The organism is Pedobacter sp. (genome assembly GCF_041662865.1).
Classification (GTDB): domain Bacteria; phylum Bacteroidota; class Bacteroidia; order Sphingobacteriales; family Sphingobacteriaceae; genus Pedobacter.
This window is the reverse complement of sequence record NZ_JBAZRL010000064.1, coordinates 1-15,230: the sequence shown is the minus strand read 5'-3', so window position 1 is coordinate 15,230 and position 15,230 is coordinate 1. Positions and strand designations below refer to the sequence as shown.

Genomic DNA, 15,230 nt, shown 5'->3' with positions numbered 1-15,230 from the left:
AAGCCTGTAAAGGCTCGTGGTTACTATTTTAAAATTTCAGTTACCTGACCAGCACCTACTGTTCTACCACCTTCACGGATAGCGAAACGTAGACCTTTTTCCATTGCGATTGCGTTAATTAACTTTACAGTAATTGTAACGTTATCACCTGGCATTACCATTTCAGTTCCTTCAGCTAATGAAATCTCACCAGTTACGTCTGTAGTACGGAAATAGAATTGTGGACGGTATTTGTTAAAGAATGGAGTGTGACGTCCACCTTCTGCTTTTGATAATACATAGATCTCAGCTTTGAAATCAGTGTGAGGAGTTACTGAACCTGGTTTACAGATTACCATACCACGACGGATATCAGTTTTCTCAATACCACGTAACAATAAACCTACGTTATCACCTGCTTCACCATAATCAAGGATCTTACGGAACATCTCAACACCAGTAACTGTAGATTTTAAGTTCTCAGCACCCATACCTAAGATTTCAACTGGATCACCAGAGTTGATTACACCACGCTCAATACGACCAGTTGCAACAGTACCACGACCAGTGATCGAGAATACATCTTCAACAGGCATTAAGAATGGAAGTTCAGTTAAACGTGGAGGAATTGGAATGTAGCTATCAACAGCATCCATTAATTCCATAATTTTAGCTACCCATTTCGGATCACCATTTAAACCACCAAGAGCTGAACCTTGAATTACAGGAATATCATCACCAGGGAATTCATAGAAAGATAATAATTCACGAACTTCCATTTCTACTAGTTCTAGTAATTCTGGATCATCCACCATATCAACTTTGTTCATGAAAACAACTAACGAAGGTACACCTACCTGACGAGCCAATAGAATGTGCTCGCGAGTTTGTGGCATCGGACCATCTGTAGCTGCAACAACGATAATTGCACCGTCCATTTGAGCAGCACCAGTAACCATGTTTTTCACGTAATCCGCGTGACCTGGACAGTCAACGTGTGCGTAGTGACGGTTAGCTGTTGAATACTCAACGTGAGCTGTGTTAATCGTGATACCTCTTTCTTTTTCCTCTGGAGCAGAGTCAATCGAATCAAATGAACGCGCCTCAGATAAACCAGCATCAGATAACACTTTAGTGATAGCTGCTGTTAAGGTTGTTTTACCGTGGTCAACGTGACCGATAGTGCCGATATTTAAGTGCGGCTTGCTGCGGTCAAACTTTTCTTTTGCCATGTTTTTATACTTATTAGTAGGTTAACTTTTTTATTTATTTATTGTTTTGATACAAATTCAATACAAAAAACCTTGCTCATTCTGTTGTTACAGATTTAACAAAGTGTTTTTTTCTTTATTATTACCAGAGCCAACTATGGGAATTGAACCCATGACCTCTTCCTTACCAAGGAAGTGCTCTACCGCTGAGCTAAGTCGGCTTATTCTTTTAGCTCATTAGTTCATTTGTTCATTTGGCTAATTATTGAACCATTTCAACTAGTGAACTTCCAAGAGCGGAAGACGAGGTTCGAACTCGCGACCTATAGCTTGGAAGGCTATCGCTCTACCAACTGAGCTACTTCCGCTTTTTAATTTACAATTGACAAACTATATCGTCAATTTAAAATCTACAATCTAAAATTAGACTGTGGGGGGAGAAGGATTCGAACCTTCGAAATCTTGCGATAACAGAGTTACAGTCTGTCCCATTTGGCCGCTCTGGAATCCCCCCGCTTCTAGTTTAACAACTTATTGCTAAGTCTATAAACTAAAAGAGCCTCCTATCGGGATCGAACCAATGACCTACTGATTACAAGTCAGTTGCTCTACCAGCTGAGCTAAGGAGGCTTATATCTTTCGTTAATTCAATAAAATCAACGTTTTCGATATTATTTTAATCTTTCATAGAACTTCCAATTTCTTCAGAACCAACGCCCCTTCCGAAATGGAATGCAAATCTACAAAAATTAATCTTTGAAAAAAATATATTTTAAAAAAAAATTTGGCGGGTTGTTGCCCGCCAAATCTTATCTAATGCGATATGAAAATATCCCCTTAGTAATCAGACACTTCGTCTGCACTTAATATTGCCTTGTGCTCACTTAACTTTGCACGAGTTTTATCTTTATGTTTTGTAATTTGCTTTTTTAAGGATTCTATGGCCAAATCTGTAGCTTCTTCGAAAGATTTACATTGCTCTTTGGCAAAAAGTGTTATTCCGGGAACCATTAATTTTATTTCTGATATTTTATTTTCTTCATCTTCTACATTTTCCAGTTTCAAATAAACTTCACCTCCAATAATCTGATCAAAAAACTGATCTAACTTATCTACTTTCTTCTGGATGAACTCTAATAATTTTTTGTCCGCGTTAAAATGGATCGACTGTACTCTAATTTTCATTTTTCCTCCTTTTTTATGCCTTTGGATGGGCTTGTTTATATATAGATTTTAAACGTTCTACTGAATTGTGCGTATATACTTGTGTGGCGGCCAAACTTGCATGCCCAAGTAATTCTTTTATTGCATTTAAATCTGCACCCCTGTTAAGTAGGCTACTTGCAAACGAGTGCCTTAATACATGTGGGCTTTTTTTATCTTGAGTTGATATTAATGTCAAATAACGATTTACTATACGATAAATTAATTTCGGATATGCCGACGCTCCTGTATTGGTAACGATTAAGGTAGTGCTTTTGTTATTAAATTTTTCAATTGATTTTAAGGCAAGATAATCCTTTAGTTGTTTAATCAACTCGGCATGCAAAGGGATAATTCGTTCTTTGTTTCTCTTACCCAGCACTTTAATTGTTCCTTCATAAAAATTTAGGTCGGTTTCTTTTACCCGCAATAATTCTGCTAAACGAACACCAGTACCAAACAGCAATTCTAAAACTATTTTATCGCGTTGTCCGGAAAAACTATCCTCAAAATTTGTTTCATTATCTAAAAGGTTATCCATTTTAACTTCCTCAATAAATACTGGCAAACGTTTAGGAACTTTCGGTGCCTTTATTAACAACATTGGATTTGCTTTTAATTCTTTTTCACGAAGCAAATGTTTATAAAAACTACGTAATGTAGATATTTTTCGCCCGATGGCATTTTCGGAAATTTGATGATCGAATAGGTAAACTATAAAACTACGTACATGTTGAGTTTGAACAGCGATAAGCTCTAATTCAAAATTCTCTTGTAAAAAATCTTTAAATTGAAGTAAGTCTGTTTTGTATGACTGTACAGTGTGTGGAGAGTAGCGCTTCTCGGTTTGCAGATAAGTTAAGAAACTGCTAATAAGCATAGGCCTTATTTGTTATTCGTAATTGTGAATATACAAAAAATTAACACATGAAAAATTTATTTCGATATAAAAACTTATAGGTTCTTAAAATTTCTAATTCACTTTTATTTATGGATTTGGTTGTTTCTTATTCCTATTAAGTCCGCATAGAGTCCGCGTATAGTCCGCGTTTTTGCGCATTAATGCGGACTTAGTTTGGATTTACTTTGGAAGTAATGTAGCTTAGTCTTAGACAACTCATAAATATTGTCTATTTAGGAATGGCAATATATAATGGGAAAACCCTAAAGGGTTCGTTTGGAAATTTAACTTTTGCTAAACATGGTGAGGTTAATGTTGTAAAATCTAAGATTAAAAGTGTAAAACAGAGTAAGGCAACTAAAAAGTCTGCCTCTGTTTTCGGGAAGTTTATTAGTCCTTTTTCAAAATTTATTAGGCAGTCTTTCGATGTGCTAATAAATGGCAATGCCGACAGTACAATGGTGAACCGGATGAATTCTGATATTTCTACTCTTATTTATCAGCATATTGATAAAAATGGGAAATTCAATTTTAATGAAACTAGTTTCAATAGGTTGTTAGATTTTGATTTTAACCTTGCATCACCACTAAACAATAGTTTATTAATTAAGCCTATGGTTAACTTTACAACCAATAATGTAGAAATTATATGGCCAGAATTCTTGATTGCCAAAAATTTGCGGTTTCCTGTTAAAGCAATCAGCTGTGTGGTGAGTTTTCGTTTTGTACATTTTTGTTTAGCCCATCAAAAATGGAATGTTTCGCAAGTAGAAGAAATAGAGATCAAGAAAAATCAGCTATCCACCGTCTCTCAAAGTTTTAATCTATCAATGCCCGCGGGCTCACTTTTTTTATTTGGCGTAGGTATTACCTATTTCACAGGAACGCCTAGAATAAGGCTAAATAGTAAGACTTTTAATCCTGCGGCTATATGTGGAGTAGTTTTTGTTCCTGGAAGCTGTGGGGCCAATGAAATAGCAGACTGGGATATACTGCCTCTTGCTGCGATGCACTAATTTTTGCTAAACTAAAAAAGCCTCCAGATTTTACATCTGAAGGCTTCTATATGAATGATAGAACTATAAAGTTCCTTCTTGGTTCATGTTCTGAATATAAACAGCGTGTTTAATTTCTGTACGACGAGCTACGGATTTTTTCTCGTATGCCTGACGACTACGTAATTCTCTCAATACACCAGTTTTTTCAAACTTTTTCTTGAAACGTTTAAGCGCTTTATCTAATGATTCGCCGTCTTTAATGTTAATAATAATCATAACGTTGAAATACCTCCTCTCGTTGTTTTAAATCCCGTGTTTTGCTTGGGGTTGCAAATGTAGGTAAAATATTGGAAGAGAGAAAGTTTTTTAAGAAATCTTCTGATAATTAATAGATTTTATAGTATTCATCTTTACAGAAAATATTGTTTTTCGTTTTATGATAGAATAAAACACATAATCCTATTTCTTTTGTTATTTTTATTTACCTAAAAAACATACCATGACGACAAGTAAAAAGGTTTTTTCTATAGTAACAGTTTTAATTGTATTGATTTTGGCTGGAATAATATACTATCGCTATTATTTTGTTTTTGGCGAAGGTGTTAAAGCTGGGGAATTAAATTTCATCGTAAAAAAGGGTTACCTCTTTAAAACGTATGAAGGAAAAATTATTCAATCTGGAATAAGATCAAGACAAACAGGAACGGTTCAATCTAATGAATTTGAGTTTTCTGTATCTGATGAAGAAGTAGCAAAAAAGATGATGGCCAATAGCGGTAAATTTTTTGAACTACATTATAAGGAATATAAAGGCGCCCTACCTTGGCGAGGTTTTAGTGTTTATGTGGTTGATAGTGTAGTAACCATGCACGATCCTTTGCCTTAATTATAAAAAGCTTTGACAATCTAAAGAAAGATTGTCAAAGTAAATTTATTTTAAGATTTCTCTGGCAATCACAATTTTTTGTATTTCAGAAGTACCTTCGCCTATGGTACATAATTTACTATCACGATAAAATTTCTCTACAGGAAAGTCTTTAGTATATCCATAACCCCCAAATATTTGCACGGCTTCTGTTGCGCATCTAACAGCAACTTCAGAAGCATAGTATTTTGCCATTGCCGATTCTTTGCTCATTGGTAAATGACGATTTTTTAAATCTGCCGCTTGGCGAATTAATAATTCTGCAGCTTCTATTTCTGTTGCCATATCAGCTAATTTAAAGCTAATGCCTTGAAAACTTGAAATAGGCACACCAAATTGATGGCGTTCTTTAGCATAGCCTAAAGCAGCTAAATAAGCACCTTTCGCAATACCTAATGATAATGCTGCAATTGAAATACGCCCACCATCTAATACTTTCATGGCTTGTTTAAAACCATCGCCTTCGTTACCTAACAAATTTTCTTTTGGAACTCTGCAATTATCAAAAATCATCTCCGTAGTTTCTGATGCACGCATACCCAATTTATTTTCTTTTTTGCCAGCAGAGAAACCTGGTGTACCTCGTTCTACAACAATTGCCGAAATTCCTTTAGAACTACCAGCTTCACCTGTACGAACCATAACTACTGCTACATCTCCAGATTTACCATGAGTAATCCAATTTTTAGCTCCATTAATTACATATTCATCGCCATCTAAAACAGCAGTTGTACTCATTCGTAAAGCATCTGAACCTGTATTTGCTTCAGTTAATCCCCAAGCTCCAATCCATTCTGCTGTGGCTAGTTTTGGCAACCATCTTAACTTTTGTTCTTCATTACCAAAAGCCAAAATATGTCCTGTACATAAAGAATTATGAGCAGCGAGCGATAAACCGATTGAACCACAAACTTTTGAGATTTCTACAATAACATCTACATATTCTTGATAACCCAAACCAGAGCCACCATAGTTTTCGGGCACTAAAACGCCCATTAAACCAAGTTCTCCTAGCTGTTTAAAAATCTCTACTGGAAAATGCTGTGCTTCATCCCATTCCATTACGTTTTGACGAATGTTTCTTTCGGCAAAATCGCTTACCATTTTCTTAATAATTTCTTGATTTTCGGCTACTTCAAAGCTAAAGCCTGTATTCATATAGGTAGGGTTTAAAAAAAGAAAAGCTTAAATCGAACGCCCTATAAGCGTTTGGATTTAAACTTTTCTTAAGATTTATATTTGGTTAGGAACAATGATAAGCAAATAATAGAATAGAATCAACATATTTTTATTCGCCAAAAAGTAGAATGTTTTGGTATTTGGTTCAATAACTTAATTCATTCAATTATTTGTAAGGAAAGCACTAGAGAATTTAATTGAAAATATTTAAGAATTGCTTTATAATTAATTTTCAACACATTAGAATCTTGCCAAAGAAAATGTATTTGGGCTAAAAGTAGTTAATCGATCTCTGCCATTTAAAAAATCTAAACTAATTAAGAAAGAGTACGCTGCAACATTTGCTTGTAATAAATTAACCAATTTAGAAGCGGCGACAACTGTACCACCAGTAGCTAATAAATCATCATGAATTAACACATTTTGCCCTGGTTTAAAAGCATCTTCATGCACTTCTAACGTTGCACTTCCATACTCCAAATCATAAGATTGCTGAATAGTTTTGTAAGGCAATTTGCCAACTTTACGAATGGGAACAAAAGGAACTTTTAATACTTGCGCTAAAGCTAAACCGAACAAAAACCCACGACTTTCAATACCTGCAACTACATCTATTTTAATATCAGCAAGTTGCAAAGCTAAAGCTTGCGTAATTTCAGCGCACAATACTGGATCATGTAATACTGGAGTTATATCTTTAAAAATAATTCCGGGCTTAGGAAAATCAGCTACATCGCGTAAGGTTTGTTTAATTTTTGCTTCGATCATTTAGAAAATAAGATAAGGTGCCATAGTTTGAATAATTTGCGGTGTTAAGATAGCTACTTTCTTTAAATCGGCAATATCATTATATTTTCCATGCTGTTTTCTAAATTGAATAATTGCATTAATTTGTTTGTATTTTAAGTATGGATGATTTTTAAGATCATCAAATTCTGCAGTATTAATATTTATTTTTTTAAGGTTACGAGCATCGATTTTAATTTGATCTTTTATTTCGTTAAACTTAATGCTATCCAATCCAAAAACTTCCATTAATTGTTCTTTTTTATAAAATCCTCCAAGCTTATCCCTGTATTTCGCAATTCTTCTGGCAAATGCTGCTCCTACCCCTTTTATTTCATCCAATTGTAAAGTATCCGCACTATTAATCTCTACAATAACAAGTTCCTTTTTAACATAGGGTGCTTGCTTTGCATATTCTGGTTTTACATACTTAGCGTTTATGCTTTCAATCGTTATGTAAGGTGCCAATTGTTCAAACTTTTTTGGTGAAATGGTATACATTTTCTTCAAATCTTCAGGCTTATAAAACTTTCCACCTTTGTTTCTGTAATTAACAATTGACTGCGCTTGCTTTACTGACAAACCTAGCTTTTGCCAGTCTTCAACATCAATTAGGTTTGGGTCGAATTTGAAAAGAGTTGTGGTTGGAGATGCTTCATTATCTTCGACTTGGTTACGCATTTTCGCATAATAGTTGGGTTCTTGCTGATTAACTAAAATCAATTTTTGTATAGCAGCTTGCTCTTCATTTGAAACTAGAGGCGGCTTAATCCAAAATGTGGAATAAACATACGGAAGTACGCTTATTAATAATAGAAAGACCATTAAGGTCAATAGTGCATTGTACTCTCGCTTTGTAAAGCCAAAGTAGTTATTTAACCAAGTTTTCATTAGTATATATATTTTTCATAGGTAATGAAGTCATCCTGATTTGTGTTAACGATGTAAAAAGTTAAAGAAAATTCAAGATGTTTTCATAGTTAGCATAGGTACTCTAAATATAAATCTTATTTTTGATATTGCTTTAAAATAAATACATCCTATTAGATGAAGATTATTACCAAACAAGAGTTTGCCAAGGCGACCAATATAGATAAGTTAGGCGTTCCAGGTCTTACAGCTTTATTAATGGAAGTAATGAAGTTAAACGACATCAACAAAGTATTTTCTAAGAATGAGCATTTTGCCGGATTAGAATTTGTTGATAAAATATTAGAGACTATTGGCGTTACCATAGATTTTGATGAAGACGATTTAAAAAATATTCCAAAAACTGGAGGGTTTATTGCTATTGCAAATCATCCGTATGGTGGTGTAGAGGGACTAGCATTAGTAAAACTTTTGTGCATGGTTAGACCAGAAGCAAAAGTAATGGTGAATTTTATCCTTAAGAAAATACCTAATCTTAGTGAGTTTTTTGTGGCTGTAAATCCTTTCGAAAACGTACAGCATTCATCTAGTATTAGCGGTTTAAAGGCAACTTTTGATTTACTGCAAAGTGGAACTCCAATTGGAATTTTCCCTGCTGGTGAGGTATCTACTTTTAATTTAGAAAGCCAGGAGGTTACCGATAGATTATGGCATCCAGTAGTTGGAAAGTTAATTTCCAGAGCTAAATTACCTGTTGTCCCTATCTATTTTCATGGCAATAATGGCGTGTTATTTAACATATTAAGTTTTATTCATCCAACTTTAAGAACGGCCAAATTACCTTCAGAGTTTTTAAATAAACAAGGCTTAAAAATTAAAGTAAGAATAGGGAAACCAATTAAAATCGAAGATATCTCCTATAAAAAAGACACTAACAAATTACTAGATTTTCTACGAGCAAGAACCTATGCATTAGGCACAAGCTTAGAAGAAGAAAAGAAATTATTTAATCCAATTAATCTATTTAAAAGAAAGAAAAAGCCTGCACAAGTAGTAGAAGAAACTGATAGGAATTTAATTGTTAAAGAAGTTGAAAAACTGGAAGATTATAGGGTTTGGGAAGAGAAAAATTACGAGGTGTATATCACCCCTACTTCTAGTATTCCAAATATTTTAAGAGAAATTGGTCGCTTACGTGAAATTACTTTTAGAGAAGTTGGTGAGGGGACGAATAAAAAAATTGACTTAGATAATTACGATATTTATTACAACCACTTATTTATTTGGGATAAAGATTTACAAAATATTGTAGGCGCTTATCGCATTGGGAAAGGAGATGAAATTTTAGATACAATGGGCCGTAGAGGTTTCTATCTATCGGAATTATTTAAAATTAAAGAACCTTTCTATCCGATTTTAAGGCAAGGAATTGAATTAGGTCGATCTTGGATAAGAAAAGAATATCAGCAAAAACCATTACCATTATTTTTACTATGGAAAGGGATTTTAAAATATTTAGTTTTAAATCCTCAGTATCGTTATATGTTTGGCCCTGTTAGTATCAGTAATAGTTTTTCTAAGCTATCTAAGTCCATTATTGTAGATTATATTATTAAAAATCATTTTGATTACGAGCTAGCTCATTACGTAAAACCGAAAAATAAGTTTAAGGCAGATCTTAGTCCTATTGATACTGATTTATTAGTAGAAAGTAGTGATTCATTAAAAGATTTGGACGGATTAATCGGAGAAATTGAAAATTCACACATTAAAATTCCAGTCTTATTAAGACAGTACATGAATTTGAATGCAAAGATTATTTGCTTTAACATTGACCCTAAATTTTCAGATTGTTTGGATGGATTTTTGGTGGTTGATGTACATAAGATTCCAGCTGAAATGCTCGAAAAAATTGGCAAGAATTTCTAACTAAAAACCAACTATAAAACAAAAGCCCTGACATCCATCGGGGCTTTTTGTTATCAACTAACCTAAACTGTTCTGTTAAATATTAACCAGATATTTAACATTGCAAAAGTAAGTTAGGTATGTTAAGCCTTTATAAAATCGAGATTATCTTAAGATTATTTAACATGAGATTTAAGAAAAACTCATTTCTCTAAAAATTTCAGGTTTTACACGCAATAAAGTAAATTATTTGGTGTTAATTTTATGTATATTTAATATATCCTTATTGTTAACAGTTGAAAAAGTCGTTTAAACATACTTTGTTTAAAGCATTAATTATCATCACATTAGTGTTTTCATTTGCTCTCGCTAAAGCGCAACGCTATAGCTTTGATTTCTATGATGGCACTTTGAATTTTGAAGCTGATTCGAGTGTAAATATTAGTTTTAACCAAGAGTTGAGTAGCCAATCTGTAACTGCATTTTACACTAAAATTAATTCAAGTCATTATCAGGATGCGGTAAAATCATTACTGTCTTATAAAGAAAAAAATAAATTAAACGATTGGCTTTATTATCAGTTAATTAGAAAAACAGCTGAACAAATTAGCCCTAAGGCTGAGAATTATAATCGTTATACGTTGTATAAATGGTTTTTGATGTCGAAATCAGGTTATGATGCGAAAGTTGCAGTAGGAAATAATCAAATCATATTTTATGTACGCAATGATGAAGATATTTCTGATATTCCTTTCTTCATGATTAATGAAAAAAAATACATGTGTTTGAACTACCACGATTATGGTAAGTTATTTAAAAGAGAAAATGTTTATAAGCCAGTTGAAATTGCTGTGCCAAATGCTACAGCAGCTTTTAGTTATAAAGTTACTCGAATGCCTGATTTTAAGCCTGAAGATTATGTAGAAAAGCAAATTGCATTTAATTATAAACATAAAGATTACCATTTTAAGGTTAAGTTAAATACAGAAATAGAAACAATTTTTGTGAATTATCCTGTTGTGGATTTTGAATCTTACTTTAATATTCCACTTAGCCATGAAACTTATCAATCTCTTATTCCTCTATTAAAAGAAAATTTAAAAGGAATGAGCAAAAAAAATGGTGTCGATTATTTAATGCGTTTTACTCGCTATGCTTTTTTATATGAGGACGATGACATGAATTTCGGTAAGGAAAAGCGCTTATCGCCTGAGCAAACTCTATTAACAAAATATAGCGATTGCGATGATCGGGCTGCATTATTCTTTTATCTAGTAAAGGAAATCTATAATTTACCAATGATAGCCTTGCTTTATCCTACACACATTACAATGGCTGTGCAATTTGATAAACCAATTGGTAATCCTGTTATTTATAATGGCAAATCTTACACTGTTTGTGAACCTACGCCACAAAAACAAAATTTACGTATCGGTGAATTATCTGCCAGTTTAAAAAACAAACCTTATGAGGTTGTTTATCATTATGATCCTTTGAATAGATAATGTTAGAATCTTGCACCAATACCCACAACTTTTTGGTTTTTACTATCAATATAAACAAATATAGGACCTAGTAAAGCATCTTGGGTAGTGTTAAACATTACAGTAACCATATCTTTATTATCACGTTTTTCATAAGTAACGGATGCCTTTTGCCATTGTGTGGTTACAGTAGTTTTTGAACTTGGGTCTAAATAATTCCAAGCAATTTCTCGATAGGTTGCATCACTGATTCTCGCATCCTCTTTTTTGCAAGCTGATAAAGTAGCTATACATAAAATTATGGCTATCAAAAGTTTGATTGGAAATTTTAAAAGTAAAGATTGAGATTTCATAGCATTTTATTTATTATCAATACGTAAACTAAACAGCTTTCGCTACATATTTAATCTAATAATTGAATGAAAAATCTACCAAAAAAAAATGCTGCTCAACTATAACGTTGAAGCAGCATTTTCTATTTAAATTTCTTATATTATTTTACAGCTCCAGGAGTTGTATATGCTAAAGATTGTGGATCAAAACTAGCCCAACCAGTAGTCCAATCAGTAGCTCCGAAAGCACCTTTAAAGGCTACGGTTTTGTCAATTCCAGATGACAACTTAGCATCAGTAAATAGAGCACCACTTGCAGCAGCAGAACCAGCTATTACGGTAAAGTTTGGTCTACCAACTTTTGCAGTAGCAACTAAATCAGACGAATATCTATAAGGATCATTAAAGATAGTAGTAGTATTTAAAGATGGCTCAAAAGTATTGGTTGCAGTTAATAAAGGTGTAACCAAAGCTAAAGCAGTAGTGTTTGATGCTTTAATTTGATTTGATTTGCTGTTACAACCATAAATTAAGTTATTCGCAATTACAGATCTACCAGCGATTAAATTAGCACTAGAATTAGCTGTACCACCAGCAGGTGCTGCATCATCAATAAAAATACCTTCGGTATAGTTTACAAAAACTGAGTTGAAAATACTGATTGCAGAGTTACGACGAATTTGAGCTGCGTGTTGGAAGTTAGCATTTACAGAACCTTGACCAACAGGACCTAATACGGTCATGTTAGAGAAAACAGCACTAGTTTGAGGTGTAGTGTTATCTCCAGCACCATTGTTATCAGACTCGAAACCATTTGATCCAGAAACATCTGCAGTAACTGCTAAACGTTGAGATAAGCCGAATTGAACTTTACCTGAGAAACCATTATCTGTATCAAAATCATCATCCCATGAATCAATAGCTAATAAGTGAGAGCAATTAACAGCGCCACCAAACCATTCATAGGCATCATCACCAGAACGATAAACCTCTACATAATCGATTGTAGTACCTGATCCAACAGAACCAAATGTTAAACCATTGATTTCATTATCAGGGCCTAAGGCAATACCTGCATATTCTATACGTACATATTTTAATGTACCCGAATTGTCTGCATTATCAGTACCGCCATGTTTGCCTTTATCGCTATTATCAGAAATACCTTCTATAGTTACAGAAGTACCTAAATTATTTTGTGCTTTACCTAACAAGATAATACCGCCCCAATCTCCTTGAGCACGTGCACCAGCAGCAATACTTGATGTAAATACAATTGGTTTATCAACTGTACCCACTGCCATTATTTTTGAACCTCTAGAAATAATTAAAGCACCCTTAGTTGCCTTATCACCTTTAATTATAGTTCCTGGTTCAATTGTTAATGTAGCGTTATTTGTTACGAATATATTTCCTTTCAAAACGTATATTTTATCAGCAGTCCATGTAGTTGCTGCAGTAACATCAGCAGAAACTTCAACCGTATTTGAATTAACAGGAGGATTAATATCACCACCGCCACTGTTCTTTGAGCAGCTTGCCAAGAAAATCAATACGCTCATTGCGCAAAGTAATAATTGTTTTTTCATTTGTTTTAAATTTTTATTTTTACAAAAATGCTTTTTGGATATAACTCGTTGGTTAAAATTTCTTTAAGTTATCGTTACTAATTTCCTTGGGTGGCTAACAATAAATTAACATTAGAAAGTGTATGAAAATGATAGCGAATAGTTGCTACCTGGTTTATAACTACTTAAAGTATAGTCTCCGTTAACAACACTATATTTTTTATTCATGTCATTATCAAAATAAAATGTATTACGTTGATTTAAGATATCACCTGCATTAAATTTCAGTTCTCCTTTACTTTTTAATACTTTCATGGCTAACTGTAAATCCACAACATCTCGGGGTGTTTCCCATACACCATGGAAAAGACGGCCACCCGCAATGCTTAACTTACGGCCAACTCTATTATATAGCGCATTAAAACTTAGTTTATCATTTAAGAAACTATGCTGTAACCCTGCGTTTATAACATAAGGAGCCTGACCAACCATTGGGCGGTTAGGTTCTAATAGGTTAATTCCCGTATTGTTAGTTTCTACTTTCGACTTAATAATGGAAATGTTAGTATAGAAGGTTGTTTTCTTTAAGAAATCTATTGGCGAGATAAAATCAAGTGTTTTACGCAATTCGAATTCTATCCCGTAAACATTTACGTTATCAGTATTAATGTACGTAATTGTTCTGGTAGAATTTGCGTCGTTATTGAAGGATTCAATTGCATTATGAAACTTTTTGTAGAAAGCCGATACAGAGATTACTTGACCAGCTTGAGGATAGAACTCAAAACGAATGTCGCCATTATCAATCTTTGCTTCTTTAAGGTTTGGATCGCCTTGTTGTTGCGCTAATAATTCATAATCATAAAATGAACCTGCCGAAAGCTCTCTAAATTCGGGGCGAGCTAATGTTCTGTAATATGATGCTCTTAAATTAATTTTAGGAGACAAACTATAGGTATAATTTGCAGATGGCAATATATCTAAATAATTTTCATCAACTGATGTTTGAGGAGTTGGATTTTTAGCATCTAACACTACATTAAATTGCTCTACACGAACACCCCAAACTAATCTAGATTTTGCTCCTAATTTATTATCTAGCATTAAATAACCAGCATTAGTTAATGAATTAGCTGTGTAACTATCTGCATCACCTGGAATTTCATCCAAGGTGTAAGTTCCATTACTTAGAACATCGCTACCAAATAAAGTACTTAATGAGCGTTGCCTTACCTCTGCAGCACCTGGAGCACTTGTATTTAATTGTAAGCCTAAAAATCTAGCATCAAAGGTTCGGTCTCTATACAAAGCGCTTAATCCGGCTTTAAAAGTTGAAGTTTGACTGAACATTTTTACTGGCAAAGTATAGTTTAATGCCCCAGAAAAATCATCTTCATTTAACTTAGAATATAATCTAGTATTTTCTTTACCTAACGTGGTTATATTAGCATTATATAAATAATCTGAGGTTCCAACATCAGATCTGTTTCTATAATAAGAAACTTTCTTTTGGTCTGGCTGGTCGTTTAAGATATTGCTATAACTTGCAGACCAATTAATTTTACCGCTTTTTTCTCCAATTGGATGAGTACCTTCCAATGTTGATTTAAATAATGATTTCTGCATTAAATCAAATGCAAAAAACTTAACATCTACCCCACCACCAACGCTATTATTTAAACCAGTCCGCGACAGAAAATTATCGTCGTAAGTTCTGTTATAGATATTTTTGAAGGTAATTTTACTTTTACCATAAGTATATGCGAAGTTTGCAATCCCTCCTAAATTAGTAGAGAATTTATATACATTATCTCTATAATCAACATCTACATAATCGCGAACTACATCGTTATTAATGGTTTGTGAATTACGGTAGGTAACCGAAA

Annotated in this window: 14 protein-coding genes and 4 tRNA genes; 4 read left to right on the top strand and 14 right to left on the bottom strand. The window is 33.5% G+C overall.

What is annotated here, in order from left to right; all coding sequences use genetic code 11:
- Window positions 1-23: 23 nt before the first annotated feature.
- From tuf to WC622_RS15105, 7 genes are all read right to left on the bottom strand, one after another.
- Complete coding sequence (gene tuf, locus WC622_RS15135; protein ID WP_372820538.1) at window positions 24-1,211, bottom strand: elongation factor Tu; 1,188 nt, start codon at window positions 1,209-1,211, stop codon at window positions 24-26.
- A gap of 128 nt (window positions 1,212-1,339) precedes the next feature.
- Window positions 1,340-1,411, bottom strand: a tRNA-Thr gene (locus tag WC622_RS15130).
- 74 nt (window positions 1,412-1,485) lie between these two features.
- Window positions 1,486-1,558, bottom strand: a tRNA-Gly gene (locus tag WC622_RS15125).
- Window positions 1,559-1,621: 63 nt separating this feature from the next.
- Window positions 1,622-1,704, bottom strand: a tRNA-Tyr gene (locus WC622_RS15120).
- Window positions 1,705-1,747: 43 nt separating this feature from the next.
- A tRNA-Thr gene (locus tag WC622_RS15115) sits at window positions 1,748-1,820 on the bottom strand.
- 207 nt (window positions 1,821-2,027) lie between these two features.
- A complete protein-coding gene (gene hpf, locus WC622_RS15110) occupies window positions 2,028-2,375 on the bottom strand; it encodes a ribosome hibernation-promoting factor, HPF/YfiA family (RefSeq protein ID WP_372820537.1) in 348 nt (115 codons plus the stop codon).
- 13 nt (window positions 2,376-2,388) lie between these two features.
- Window positions 2,389-3,273 carry a tyrosine-type recombinase/integrase gene (locus tag WC622_RS15105; protein WP_372820536.1) on the bottom strand — a complete coding sequence of 295 codons (885 nt, stop codon included), beginning with the start codon at window positions 3,271-3,273 and terminating at the stop codon, window positions 2,389-2,391.
- 260 nt (window positions 3,274-3,533) lie between these two features.
- Between WC622_RS15105 and WC622_RS15100 the strand changes: the two genes are divergently transcribed.
- Window positions 3,534-4,310 (top strand): hypothetical protein, encoded by a 777-nt coding sequence (locus tag WC622_RS15100; protein ID WP_372820535.1) that lies wholly within the window; start codon window positions 3,534-3,536, stop codon window positions 4,308-4,310.
- A 63-nt stretch (window positions 4,311-4,373) separates the two neighbouring features.
- Here WC622_RS15100 and rpsU read toward each other — a convergent pair whose 3' ends face one another.
- Window positions 4,374-4,568 carry a 30S ribosomal protein S21 gene (gene rpsU, locus WC622_RS15095; protein WP_055132547.1) on the bottom strand — a complete coding sequence of 65 codons (195 nt, stop codon included), beginning with the start codon at window positions 4,566-4,568 and terminating at the stop codon, window positions 4,374-4,376.
- Window positions 4,569-4,791: 223 nt separating this feature from the next.
- On the opposite strand from rpsU, the gene WC622_RS15090 reads away from it, so the two are divergent.
- Window positions 4,792-5,178 (top strand): hypothetical protein, encoded by a 387-nt coding sequence (locus WC622_RS15090; protein ID WP_372820534.1) that lies wholly within the window; start codon window positions 4,792-4,794, stop codon window positions 5,176-5,178.
- A 45-nt stretch (window positions 5,179-5,223) separates the two neighbouring features.
- Here the strand turns inward: WC622_RS15090 and WC622_RS15085 are convergent, their stop codons facing one another.
- From WC622_RS15085 to WC622_RS15075, 3 genes are all read right to left on the bottom strand, one after another.
- Window positions 5,224-6,375: an acyl-CoA dehydrogenase family protein gene (locus tag WC622_RS15085; RefSeq protein WP_372820533.1), complete on the bottom strand. Its 1,152-nt coding sequence runs from the start codon at window positions 6,373-6,375 to the stop codon at window positions 5,224-5,226.
- A 261-nt stretch (window positions 6,376-6,636) separates the two neighbouring features.
- Window positions 6,637-7,164, bottom strand: coding sequence for an adenine phosphoribosyltransferase (locus WC622_RS15080; RefSeq protein WP_372820532.1), 528 nt, complete (start codon window positions 7,162-7,164; stop codon window positions 6,637-6,639).
- Window positions 7,165-8,073, bottom strand: a complete 909-nt coding sequence (locus WC622_RS15075) for a ComEA family DNA-binding protein (protein ID WP_372820531.1) — start codon at window positions 8,071-8,073, stop codon at window positions 7,165-7,167.
- 156 nt (window positions 8,074-8,229) lie between these two features.
- Here WC622_RS15075 and WC622_RS15070 point away from each other — a divergent pair, with 156 nt between their 5' ends.
- Together WC622_RS15070 and WC622_RS15065 are read left to right on the top strand one after the other, a co-directional pair.
- Window positions 8,230-9,981, top strand: coding sequence for a lysophospholipid acyltransferase family protein (locus WC622_RS15070; protein ID WP_372820530.1), 1,752 nt, complete (start codon window positions 8,230-8,232; stop codon window positions 9,979-9,981).
- Between the two features lie 275 nt (window positions 9,982-10,256).
- On the top strand, window positions 10,257-11,465 hold the full coding sequence (locus tag WC622_RS15065; RefSeq protein WP_372820529.1) for a hypothetical protein: 1,209 nt from the start codon (window positions 10,257-10,259) through the stop codon (window positions 11,463-11,465).
- A 2-nt stretch (window positions 11,466-11,467) separates the two neighbouring features.
- Here the strand turns inward: WC622_RS15065 and WC622_RS15060 are convergent, their stop codons facing one another.
- The 3 genes from WC622_RS15060 to WC622_RS15050 form a co-directional block, all read right to left on the bottom strand.
- Window positions 11,468-11,797 carry a hypothetical protein gene (locus tag WC622_RS15060; RefSeq protein ID WP_372820528.1) on the bottom strand — a complete coding sequence of 110 codons (330 nt, stop codon included), beginning with the start codon at window positions 11,795-11,797 and terminating at the stop codon, window positions 11,468-11,470.
- Between the two features lie 140 nt (window positions 11,798-11,937).
- Window positions 11,938-13,365 carry a hypothetical protein gene (locus tag WC622_RS15055; protein WP_372820527.1) on the bottom strand — a complete coding sequence of 476 codons (1,428 nt, stop codon included), beginning with the start codon at window positions 13,363-13,365 and terminating at the stop codon, window positions 11,938-11,940.
- 111 nt (window positions 13,366-13,476) lie between these two features.
- Window positions 13,477-15,230: TonB-dependent receptor domain-containing protein (locus WC622_RS15050; RefSeq protein WP_372820526.1), on the bottom strand; the 1,754-nt coding region annotated here is incomplete at its 5' end.

Coding starts and splice junctions, on each gene's coding strand:
- hpf (WP_372820537.1), bottom strand. CDS start 2,375: ATGAAAATTAGAGTACAGTCGATCCATTTTAACGCGGACAAAAAATTA.
- WC622_RS15090 (WP_372820534.1), top strand. CDS start 4,792: ATGACGACAAGTAAAAAGGTTTTTTCTATAGTAACAGTTTTAATTGTA.
- WC622_RS15075 (WP_372820531.1), bottom strand. CDS start 8,073: ATGAAAACTTGGTTAAATAACTACTTTGGCTTTACAAAGCGAGAGTAC.
- WC622_RS15105 (WP_372820536.1), bottom strand. CDS start 3,273: ATGCTTATTAGCAGTTTCTTAACTTATCTGCAAACCGAGAAGCGCTAC.
- rpsU (WP_055132547.1), bottom strand. CDS start 4,568: ATGATTATTATTAACATTAAAGACGGCGAATCATTAGATAAAGCGCTT.
- WC622_RS15060 (WP_372820528.1), bottom strand. CDS start 11,797: ATGAAATCTCAATCTTTACTTTTAAAATTTCCAATCAAACTTTTGATA.
- WC622_RS15100 (WP_372820535.1), top strand. CDS start 3,534: ATGGCAATATATAATGGGAAAACCCTAAAGGGTTCGTTTGGAAATTTA.
- WC622_RS15070 (WP_372820530.1), top strand. CDS start 8,230: ATGAAGATTATTACCAAACAAGAGTTTGCCAAGGCGACCAATATAGAT.
- WC622_RS15055 (WP_372820527.1), bottom strand. CDS start 13,365: ATGAAAAAACAATTATTACTTTGCGCAATGAGCGTATTGATTTTCTTG.
- WC622_RS15080 (WP_372820532.1), bottom strand. CDS start 7,164: ATGATCGAAGCAAAAATTAAACAAACCTTACGCGATGTAGCTGATTTT.
- tuf (WP_372820538.1), bottom strand. CDS start 1,211: ATGGCAAAAGAAAAGTTTGACCGCAGCAAGCCGCACTTAAATATCGGC.
- WC622_RS15085 (WP_372820533.1), bottom strand. CDS start 6,375: ATGAATACAGGCTTTAGCTTTGAAGTAGCCGAAAATCAAGAAATTATT.